6 protein-coding genes and 2 pseudogenes are annotated in these 10,447 nt (G+C 68.6%); 6 read left to right on the top strand and 2 right to left on the bottom strand.

All coding sequences use genetic code 11. The features are described 5' to 3' along the window. The 5 genes and pseudogenes from P3W75_RS02755 to P3W75_RS02740 form a co-directional block, all read left to right on the top strand. On the top strand, positions 1-1,370 hold a 1,370-nt coding region (locus P3W75_RS02755; protein WP_276225844.1), incomplete at its 5' end, for an MFS transporter. 48 nt (positions 1,371-1,418) lie between these two features. Beyond that, on the top strand, positions 1,419-2,855 hold the full coding sequence (locus P3W75_RS02750) for an amidase (protein ID WP_276225843.1): 1,437 nt from the start codon (positions 1,419-1,421) through the stop codon (positions 2,853-2,855). A gap of 57 nt (positions 2,856-2,912) precedes the next feature. Next, positions 2,913-5,135: pseudogene (locus P3W75_RS02745) on the top strand (LuxR C-terminal-related transcriptional regulator); the annotation flags it as partial. Positions 5,136-5,288: 153 nt separating this feature from the next. Continuing rightward, positions 5,289-5,483, top strand: a pseudogene (locus P3W75_RS31870) (response regulator transcription factor); the annotation flags it as partial. Between the two features lie 248 nt (positions 5,484-5,731). Continuing rightward, positions 5,732-6,691 carry an alpha/beta hydrolase family protein gene (locus P3W75_RS02740; protein WP_276225841.1) on the top strand — a complete coding sequence of 320 codons (960 nt, stop codon included), beginning with the start codon at positions 5,732-5,734 and terminating at the stop codon, positions 6,689-6,691. Between the two features lie 12 nt (positions 6,692-6,703). Here P3W75_RS02740 and P3W75_RS02735 read toward each other — a convergent pair whose 3' ends face one another. Both P3W75_RS02735 and P3W75_RS02730 read right to left on the bottom strand, forming a co-directional pair. Next, complete coding sequence (locus tag P3W75_RS02735; RefSeq protein ID WP_276225840.1) at positions 6,704-7,510, bottom strand: dienelactone hydrolase family protein; 807 nt, start codon at positions 7,508-7,510, stop codon at positions 6,704-6,706. A 26-nt stretch (positions 7,511-7,536) separates the two neighbouring features. After that, positions 7,537-8,937, bottom strand: coding sequence for a hypothetical protein (locus P3W75_RS02730; protein WP_276225839.1), 1,401 nt, complete (start codon positions 8,935-8,937; stop codon positions 7,537-7,539). A gap of 326 nt (positions 8,938-9,263) precedes the next feature. Here P3W75_RS02730 and P3W75_RS02725 point away from each other — a divergent pair. Next, the coding region (locus tag P3W75_RS02725) for a methyl-accepting chemotaxis protein (protein WP_276225838.1) at positions 9,264-10,447 on the top strand (1,184 nt) is incomplete at its 3' end.

The raw sequence follows: 10,447 nt of genomic DNA, 5'->3' as shown, positions 1-10,447 counted from the left end.
AGTTCCCCATGTCCAGCATTCTCAGCGCGCCCGGCGCGGCGCAATCCGGGTCGGCCCGGCAGGGCGACATCGACGCGCTCTACGGCAAGATCACACGCCGGCTCATCCCGTTCCTGTTCATCTGCTACCTGCTGAACTTCATCGACCGCGCCAACGTCGGCTTCGCCCAACTGCAGATGAAGTCCTCGCTGGGCTTCAGCGACGCCGTCTACGGGCTCGGCGCGGCCATGTTCTTCGTCGGCTACGTACTCTTCGAAGTACCCAGCAACCTGCTCCTGCAACGCATCGGCGCACGCCTGACAATCATGCGCATCATGCTGCTCTGGGGCCTGGCCTCCAGCGCCACCCTGCTGGTCACCACCCCGGCCCAGTTCTACCTGGTGCGTTTCCTGCTGGGCGTGTTCGAGGCCGGTTTCTTCCCCGGCATCGTCCTCTACCTCACCTTCTGGTACCCGCCGCAACGCCGCGCGCGGGTACTGGCGCTGTTCTGCATGGCCCAGGTGGCCGCGGCCTTCATCACCAGCCCGGTGTCCGGCTGGATCCTCAAGAACCTCGACGGGGTGCACGGCTGGGCCGGCTGGCAGTGGATGTTCTTCGCCGAAGGCATGCCCACGGTACTGCTCGGTCTGCTGGTGTACTTCCTGCTGCCCGACGGCCCCGCGCGGGCACGCTGGCTGAGCGGCGACGAACGCGAACTGCTGCGCCAGGAACTGCAGCAAGCGCCGGCCGCGAGCGACGCGCCGGGCACCGACGGTCACGCCGGCGTACTGCGCGACCCACGCGTGTACCTGCTGGCCTTCGGCGCCTTCGTCTCCGGCTGCGCCGGCTACTTCCTGGCGTTCTGGACGCCCACCATCATCCGCGAACTGGGCGTCGCCGACCTGCAGATGGTCGGTCTCTATGCGGTGATCCCGAACATCTTCGGCTTGTTCGCCATGCAGTACTGGGGCCGGCGCTCCGACCGCTACAACGAACAGCGCCTGCACTGGTGCGCCGCCTTCCTGCTGGCGGCCGGCGGCTTCGCCGCCATGGGCGTGGCGATCGCCAGCGGCAGCCTGGTCTGGACCCTGGTCGCGATCTCCACCGGCGGCTCGGGGCTGGTGGCGGCAACCCCGGTGTTCTGGGCCATGGTCACCCGCTACCTGGCCGCGCAGCACGCCGCGCTGGGCATCGCCTTCATCAACACACTGGCCAGCGCCGCCGGCGCCAGCCCGGCCCTGGTGGGCTACATGAAGGCCCACAGCGGCAACCTGAACGGTGTCATCACCCTGCTGGTCGCGCTCTTCCTCGTCGCCGCCGGCGCTCTGTACCTCGGTATGCGGACGACGCAGGAAAAGGGCGCCTCGCACAACCGATCGGCCAACGCCTGACCCGCAACTGCCTAACGTTATAGAAGTGATCCCTTAGAGAGCACAGCCATGTCCGACGACCTTCACCTGCTCGACGCAACCGCCCAGGCCCAGTTGGTTTCCCGAGGCGAAGCGACGCCACTGGAACTGGTGGACGCCGCCATCGCCCGTATCGAGCGCCACGACCCGGCGCTCAACGCGGTGATCTGGCGCCAGTTCGAACACGCCCGCGAGCGGGCCCGTGGCGCCCTGCCCGGCGGCCCCTTCCGTGGCGTGCCCTTCCTGCTCAAGGACCTGGCCGGCGGCGCCGAGGCCGGTCAGCCCTTGTCCTACGGCAGCCGTCTGGGCGCACACAACCGCGCCGACCACGACACTGAGCTGGTGCGCCGCTACCGCGCCGCCGGGCTGGTCGTGGTCGGCCGCAGCAACACCCCGGAATTCGGCATCACCCCAACGACCGAGCCCAGCCATTTCGGGCCCTGCCTCAACCCCTGGAACCTCGCCCTCTCCGCCGGCGGCTCCAGCGGTGGGGCCGCCGCCGCGGTGGCCGCGCGCCTGGTGCCGCTGGCCCACGCCAGCGACATCGGTGGCTCCATCCGCATTCCCGCCTCGGCCTGCGGCGTGTTCGGCCTGAAGCCCAGTCGCGGACGCAACCCGGCGGGGCCCAGGGTGGGCGAAGGCACCGGCGGCCTGCCCGCCGAACACTGCTGCTCGATCTCGGTACGCGACAGCGCGGCCCTGCTGGATGCCACCGCCGCCCCGGACTTCGGCGCGCCCTACGTGGCCCCGTATCCCGAGCGCCCCTACCGCCAGGAGATCGATGCGCCGCACCGGCGCCTGCGCATCGGCCTGCTGCGCGTGCCGCTGACCGGCGTCGCCGTGCACCCCGACTGCCAGGCCGCCCTGGAGTCGGCCGCACAGCTGTGCCGCGAACTGGGCCACCAGGTCGACGACCGCGCCCCCACGGTCTCCGACATGCCCGCCGTAGGCCAGGCTTTCGCGCGGATCTTCGTGGTCTCCGCGGCGCTGCACCTGCAGAGCCTGGAGCGCCAGGTCGGGCGCACCGCCGGCGAACACGACATCGAGCCGCTGACCCGCGCGGTAACCGGCCTCGCCACCCAGGTCGGCGCCACCGACTATGTCCTCGCCCAGCGCACCCTGCAGCGCATGGGCCGGGAGATCGCCGCATTCCACGACGACTACGACCTGATCCTCAGCCCGACCACCGCCTGCCCGCCGGCAGCCATCGGCACCCTGCTCTTCGACGAAGACGAGACCATCGAAGCCTTCTTCGCCCGCTCGGCGCAGCACGCCGCCTTCACCTCGGTGTACAACGCCACCGGCCAGCCGGCAATGAGCGTGCCGCTGTACTGGACCGCCGGCGGCACGCCGATCGGCGTGCAGTTCGCCGCCCGCCTGGGCGGCGAAGGCACGCTGTTCCGCCTCGCCGCCGAACTCGAGCGCGCGCGCCCGTGGGCCGCGCGCCTGCCGCCCCTGCGCGGCTGAAGCATCCCCCGCATCGGCAATATCGCCCCGGAGCCTTCCGGGGCAGGAGTACCAGAGATGAACCATCACCCGAGCGCCCAGGCCATCGGTCGTCCCGCCTGCCGTCCGCTGAGCGGTGCCCTGCCGCTGCTGCCGGCCCGCCATGTGCCACGCCCGCGCCTGCTGCAGCGCCTGCTCAATGGCCGCCAGCGGGTGAACCTACTGCACGCCCCTGCGGGCTTCGGCAAGAGCGTGCTGCTCAATGAATGCGCGCGCCAGGCCGGCCCGCGCGGCCGCGTCGCCTGGCTGGACCTGCGCGGTCGCCCGCTGGCGGTGGACGACCTCCTCACGCGCCTGGCCATCGTGCTCGACCTCAACCCGGCCAGCGCCGGCTGGCGCGAGGAACTGCGGCGCCTGCTCGACAGCCAGGCCCAGCCGCTCTGGATCGTTCTCGACGACTACCCGCGGCAAGCCGACGATGCCCTCGACGCCTGCCTCGCCCAGCTGATGGAGCAGGGTTCGGCGGAGCTGCGCTGGTGGATCGGCTCGCGCCGGCGGCCGGACTGGAACCTGCCGCGCCTGCTGCTGCAGGGCGAACTGCTGGAACTGGACGCCCACGAACTGGCGCTGGATCACGAGGAACTGGGCAACCTGCAACGCCATGCGCTCGGCGAAAGCCGCGAGGAGGAACGCGACGACCTGCTGCAACGCAGCGCCGGCTGGCCCGCGCTGGTCGGCCTGCTCGGGCTGCAGGGCCACAGGCGCTGGCCCGAGGGCGGCAGCAGCCTGCTGCACGACTACCTGCGCCGGGAAATTCTCGCCGGCCTGCCGACATCGCTGCGCGGCGCGCTCAAGGTGCTGGCGCACCTGCCGCGCTTCAAGGCGGGGCTGTGCCGGCAACTGAGCGAGGTCGGCGAGGTCGCGTTCGAGCAGTTGGAGCGCCTGCAATTGCTGCAACCGCTCGAAGACGGCCCGGGCTGGTTCAGCCTGCTTGCACCGCTGGCCGAGCTGGTGCGTCGGGATACCACCGAGGCCTTCCCCGCCGACACCCTGCTGCAGGCCAGCCACTGGTTCGCCGAGCACGACGACCTGCGCCAGGCCACCCAGCTGGCCCTAGCCGCCGGCGCCGTCGAGCGCGCCGTGGAACTGCTGCAGAACGCCAACAGCGACCAGATGATCGTCGAGCAGAGCGCCGTGCAACTGCTGCTCTGGCGCGACCGCCTGCCGGCCGGCCTGCTGCAATCCAGCCCCCAGCTGGTGCTGCTGGAAACCTGGGCGCTGATCGTCTGCGCGCGCCTGGACGAAGCCATGGACTGCCTGCAAACGCTGGCGCGCTTCATGCCGCGCCGCGACCCCGGCAGCCAGCGCCGCTGCCTGGCGCACTACCAGGCGACCCTCGGCGTCCTGCAACGCCAGTTCGCCATCGCCGACGCCCGGCGCAACTGCAGCGAAGCCCTGCTGTACCTCGACGAACGCCACTGGGGCCAGCACATCCTCTGCCACCAGGCACTGGCCCAGCAGGCGATGGTCGAGGGCGACCTGACCGGCGCCCGCCAGCACTGCCAGATCGGCCTGCGCCTGTCGCGGCGCCACGGCAACCTGTGCTTCGAGGCGCTGCTGAGCATCGAGCACATCCACCTGCTGGCGCTGTCCGGCGAATTGCGCCACGCGCTGGACTACGCCGACCAGATGCTCGCCGAGCTGCGCAAGGGCGGCCACCGCGGCCCCATGCTGGCGCGCCTGCGGGTACTGCGCGGCGAACTGCTGGCGCTGACCGGCGACGAGCGTGGCGAAAGCGTGCTGCGCCAAGGCCTGGAGGAAGCCGAGGACTGCCAGGACGCCTACCTGCTGTATGCCTACCACGCGCTGATCGCCCAGGCCTGCGAGCGCGGCGACGCCGAGCGCGCGCACCAGTTGCTGCTGGTCGCCGAGCGGCGCATGCAACGCCTGTGCATTCCGGAAATCCGCTACCGCGAAGTGCTGCGCCTGGCCCGCGCCCGACTGCAGCTGGCCGACGGCGAACCGGCGCAAGCGCGCGACGAACTGCTGGATGTGCTTCAGGAGTTGCGCCACAACCCACTACTGGCCCCCACCGGCTTCTACGACCTGCAGCACCAGGCGCGCCTGCTGCTGGCCCAGGCCAACACGGCGCTGGGCGACACCCTTCGCGCCAGCCAGGAACTCGCCGCCCTGCACCGCGACTGCCAGGCCCTGGGCCTGCGCAGCCTGGCCTGCGAAAGCCGGCTGAGCCTGGCCGAAGTCCTGCACCGCCTGGAACTGGCCGGCGCCGAGGAACACCTGCAGGAAGCCCTGCAGGATTGCCGGCGCCTGTCCCTGCTGCGGCCCCTGGCGCAACTGCGCCGAGACGGTCCGAGCTGGGCCCGGCAATGGCTGGCGGAGCTGGTCGGCGGGCCGGTGCAAACCCAGCCGTTGGACGGCGTGGCCGCCCCGGTGGAAGCCCTCAGCCAGCGCGAGCTGGAGGTGCTCGGGCTGATCGCCCAGGGCTGTTCCAACCAGGAAATCGCCGAGCAGTTGGAAATCTCCCTGCACACGGTGAAGACCCACGCCCGGCGCATCAACATCAAGCTCGATGTGGAGCGGCGCACCCAGGCGGTGGCGCGGGCCAAGGCCAGCGGCCTGCTGGCCTGAGGCGTGGCGGCCGGCTGATCCGGCTTTTTCCGCGCCAGCTGAGTCTGCCGCCGCGCCGCACGCGAGGGCAGACTAGCCGGGTGGTCTGCGGGAAGCCCCCTTCCCCCTTCACGATCTGCAGCCTCCGCCGCCCCGTTCCGGTCGCACCCGGCCCGGGTGCGGCGGTCTTTTTTCCCGCAACTGTGCTGGTGGCCCGCCACCGCCCGGCGCTAGAGTTCGCTCAGCACCCGCGCCGAACAGGGAAACCGATGAGCCTGCAACTGAGCTTCGCCGCCGCCGACGGCTACCCCCTCAAGGGTCGCCTCTGGCGCCATGCCGAGCCCGCCGCGACACCCCGCGCGCTGGTGATCGTCAACCCGGCGACCTCGGTGCGCGGCGACTACTACGGGCGCTTCGCCGCCTACCTGCACGCCGCCGGCTTCGACGTCCTCTGCTACGACTACCGCGGCATCGGCGAATCGCGCCCGGCCTCGCTGCGCGGCTTCCAGGCCAGTTGGCTGGACTGGGGCCGGCTGGACTTCGAGGGCGCCCTGCGCTGGGCCGCCGAGCACTGCCCCGGCCAGCCGCTGCACGTGGTGGCGCACAGCGTCGGCGGCTTCCTGGTCGGCCTGGCACCGTCCAATTCGCGCATCGAGCGGGTCTTCAGCATGGGCGCGCAATTCGCCCACTGGCGCGACTATCAGCGCCAGCGGCGCCTGCGCATGTTGCTCAAGTGGCACCTGGCGATGCCATTGCTCAGCGGCCTGCTCGGCTACTTCCCGGGCAAGCGCCTGGGCTGGATGGAAGACACCCCGCGCGGTGTGGTGCGCGACTGGACCCAGCGCAGCCCGCGCTTCGAAGACGCCTACCGACGCGGCCCGCAAGCCATGCCCGAGCGCCAGCGCGCGGAGCTGGTGGAAAGCTTCGCCGGCCTGCGTGGCGCGACCCTGGCGCTGAGCGTGACCGACGATGAATTCGGCACCCGCGCCGCCATCGAACGCCTGCTCGGCTACTACCGCAACAGCCCACGCCTGCACCTGCGCCTGCCCCCCGAGGCGCTGGGCCTGCGCAGCATCGGCCACTTCGCCTTCTTCCACAGCCGCTTCGAAGCCAACCTCTGGCCGATCGCCCTGCGCTGGCTGCGCGATGGCGAGGTGGAGACGGCGCTCAACCCCTATCTCACGTCTATCGGACACCAGCGAGACCCGAGCGAACCGCTGAGCGCCTGAAAGGGTCGACCACTAGACGAGATGTCCGCGCAGAAACTCCACGACACTCTGCAACGCTTGCCGTGTGGGGTGCCCGGGGCGTTCGGGCGGCTCCTCTACGCGGTCGAATTCAGCGGTCATCAGGGCATGCGGATGATCCGGGCTCGGCGGTACCGTCGGGTACTCGTTCAGTTGCGCGTTCGCCCCGAACGCCTGGGCGATTCTGCGTACCCGGGCGTGCGGGCACAGGCGGTCGTCGCTGAAGCGCTGTACGATCAGTCGCTTGTCTTGCGCCTGGACCACATTCACCGCTGTGTTCAAATCCGCATCGGCGATGTTCATCTCTTCCATCCAGGCCCCCTCCGCCAGGCCGGTCAGCCGATAGGGCAAGGAAAAGGGAACCGCCGGTTGGGAAACCACCCCCACGCCCACGGTGCTCTCGATGATCATCGGAATCACGAAGGCCCCGGTCACGCACATGCCGATCACCCCGATGCGCCGCTGGTCGCCAGCCTCACCCAGGTGCCTGGCCAGCGCCCGCAACCAATCGCAGACCGGGGCGGAGACCCCGGATTTCAGCCGCGCGAACTCCTTGCTGACGCACAGCCTGGCGTAATTCAGGGGCGCGGAATCGTCCAGCACCTCGCCGAACAGCAGCGGCAGATGCACGTTGAAACCGGCCTCGACCAACCGCTCGGCGAAGCCGAAGGTCGCCGGGGCCAGGCCCGGCAGCTCATGCATGACGATCACCCTGGGCCCTTCGCCCTTGAAGTACACCGGGTGCTGGTAGTGCCCATCGTCGAAATCGAAATGCAGGAAACCGCTCAGGGGATCGTCCATCGCCCGTTCTCCAGTAGCCACGCCAGTCAGGGCACGATGCCCTCGGTCACCAGGCCGCCGACGAAAGTCATCAGCTCGCAGCTGTAGATGCCGCCGTGCCCGTCGATGATCGGCGGCTCGGCGAGGATGTTCAGCACCGGGTTATGCGCCGGATATTTCACTTCGGGACTCCGGATGGGACTCAGGGTGAGGGTGAAAGGCTTGGCCGGAACCGCCTCGGCAGTTGGTGGATTGACTGCCGGCTTCGGCGCGATGGAAAGCGTGTGGCTATTGCCATCGTTGATATATCCCTTGAAGCCCTGCCGGATGGCCTGGCGGTTCGGGTCGATGTACTGGGCGCAGCCTTCCAGGGTGTTCGCCCCTTTCGACCGAGCGCTCGACGAGGACGCCAGCGTATGGGTCAGGTAGGGAACGTAGTGCCCGAGCGCCTTGGTATTTGCCCAGTAGCCTTCGTCATGGTTGTCGCCGTAGACGCTGTACTTCTGGAAGGCGGCCCGTCCGCCCCGCGCCAGGGGGAAGGCGATGCCCGTGGCCCAGTCGTTGCGGCCGGTGATCACCGCGATCAGCGGCGGCTGCTTGTCGCTGAAGCTGCAGTGCTGGCTGAGCTTGTGCAGGGTGCTGAAACGCATGGCCTCGAAGGCGGGGTTGATCAGGACCACCAGGTCTCCGACGGTGCGGGTCTGCAGTGGCGCGACGCTGCAACCGGTCTGCGTCGGGGACGCCTGCGGATCGAAGTTGCCGGACTGTACGAAGCGATCGATCAGCGAGGGCGCCAGGGCGCTGTAGAGGACCGCGGCGCCAAAGCTGTGGCCAACGAAGACCAGGCGGCTGCCATCCTGCCCCTGCCCCGCGGGATACGCCTGCTTGCGCCGACTATTCTCCTTGTCCAGGCGCAACAGCACTTCGCTCACGGCACCGCTGCCGACATTGTGCGCGGTGCTCTTGCGATCCCAGAAGGTCAAGCGCTGTAACAGCGGCACATGGGTAGCGGAACCGCGCCAACCTACATATACCCCAACAACATCCCTATTATCCGAAGCATTCATCGCGGCAATATTTCGCATCGCCAACTTGAACTCTTTTACGTCATCGTCACCCTCTTCCGCGGAATGATTCCAGCCGTGTACGTAGACGACCATGAGCACTGGCCGTTTTATCGCCCTTACTTCCGCAAGCAAGTTCTCAAAAGCAGCGTCCTGCAATAAATTTCCGTACTCGTCGAATTCGACGAAACCATATTTGTAATGGATCTCTGCAGGACTGCCCGCTCCACCTCCGCTCGCAGCCCCCTTGGCCTGGGACTTGTAATAGGCGTCGACGAGCATCTGGCAGTTATCCCGCGAACAGGGGTGGTAGAGCCGCAGCGGCGTACAACCATCAAGTACCACGGCGCAAAGCGCCAACAGCCCCAAGAGTTTCCTGTTCATCCCGGCACTCCCTGCTTGTATTTTCAACTGAGCGTAGTCAGGCGGCCGGCCGCGACAAATACCAGAAGGCAATAATAATCAATCGACACCGCTATATAACTTGCCAACTTGCCGATCCGCACAAGTAATCAGCAGATTAAAAGGTGCCGCATCGACAAAACCAGACCGCTGATGCCAAGACGGCCCGAACGCAGGAGCGCAACGCCGAGCCCATGCCAACGATAAGGCGACTGGCCATTACACACGACTGTCACACGGCTTTCATAAACTCGGCGCGACCGTTTTTCCGCTCGCCAGAGCATCACAGCAGTAAGTGGTAGCCCGTGATGAACCAGCTCAAGACCTTCCTCGCCCACCTCGGCCGCAAACAGACCCTGCGGCGTCTGCGCATCGGACAGCGCACCCTGCTCTGCTTCCTGCTCAGCGCCGTGCTGCTCGGCGGCGTCGGCGCCTACTGCCTGTACCAGATGGCCGCGATCCGCGCCCAGGGCGCGGCCATCGACAGCGACCAGCTGCCGAGCATCGCCCTCGCCGACAGCATCGCGCTCAACCTCAGCCAGCTGCGCGTGCGCTCCCTGCAGCAGGTGGCCAACCCCGACCCGATGGTACGCAGCGGCAACAAGGTGATCATCGAGCAGTTGGCCCTGGACATCGAACAGGAGTTCCGCGACTACCAGGCGCTGATCAGCGACGACACCGAGCGCGGCGCCATCGAGGCGCTGCATGAGGCCTTCGGCCAGTTCATCCAGACCATCCGCCAGGAACAGCAGTTGCTGGAACAACAGAAGCTCGACGAGGCGCGCGCGCTGTTGATCGCCAACATCGACCAGCAGGGCGAGACCATCGACACCCAGGTGATGCTGCTGCGCGAGCTGAACAAGCAGGCCGCCGCCAGCGCCACCGCCGACGCCGCCTCGGCCTATCGCCAGGCCCAGCGCATCGTCTGGGCCGCCCTCGGCGGCGCGCTGCTGCTGACCCTGCTGCTGGCCTGGGGCCTGACCCGCAGCCTGGTGCGGCCGCTGGCCGAGGCGCTGCAGGTGGCCGAGCGCATCGCCACCGGCGACCTCAGCCATGGCGTCCAGGCCCACGGCCGCGACGAGGCGGCGCAACTGCTGCAGCGCCTGGGGCGCATGCGCGACAACCTGCAGGGCACCATCCGCCAGATCGGCGAGGCCGCCGAGCAACTGGCCACCGCCAGCGAGCAGATGAGTTCGGTGATGGACGAAGGCACCCGTGGCCTGAACCAGCAACACGACGAGATCGACAACGTCAGCCGCGCCATGAGCCAGATGACCTCGGCCGTGGACAACGTCGCCGAGCACGCGCAGAGCACCGCCGAAGTGGCGCGGCGCTCCAACGACGAAGCCGTCGACGGCCAGCAGCAGCTGGCCACCACCCTGGGTTCGCTGCGCGAGCTGGGCGCCGGGGTGCGCCACGCCGCCGAGCAGGCCCAGGGCCTGGCCGAGCAGACGCTGAACATCAGCAAGGTGCTGGATGTGATCCGCACCGT

It is taken from the genome of Pseudomonas citronellolis (genome assembly GCF_029335315.1).
Lineage (GTDB): Bacteria > Pseudomonadota > Gammaproteobacteria > Pseudomonadales > Pseudomonadaceae > Pseudomonas > Pseudomonas citronellolis_A.
Note: the sequence above shows the minus strand (reverse complement) of the source record. Positions and strands in the feature narration are given on the sequence as shown.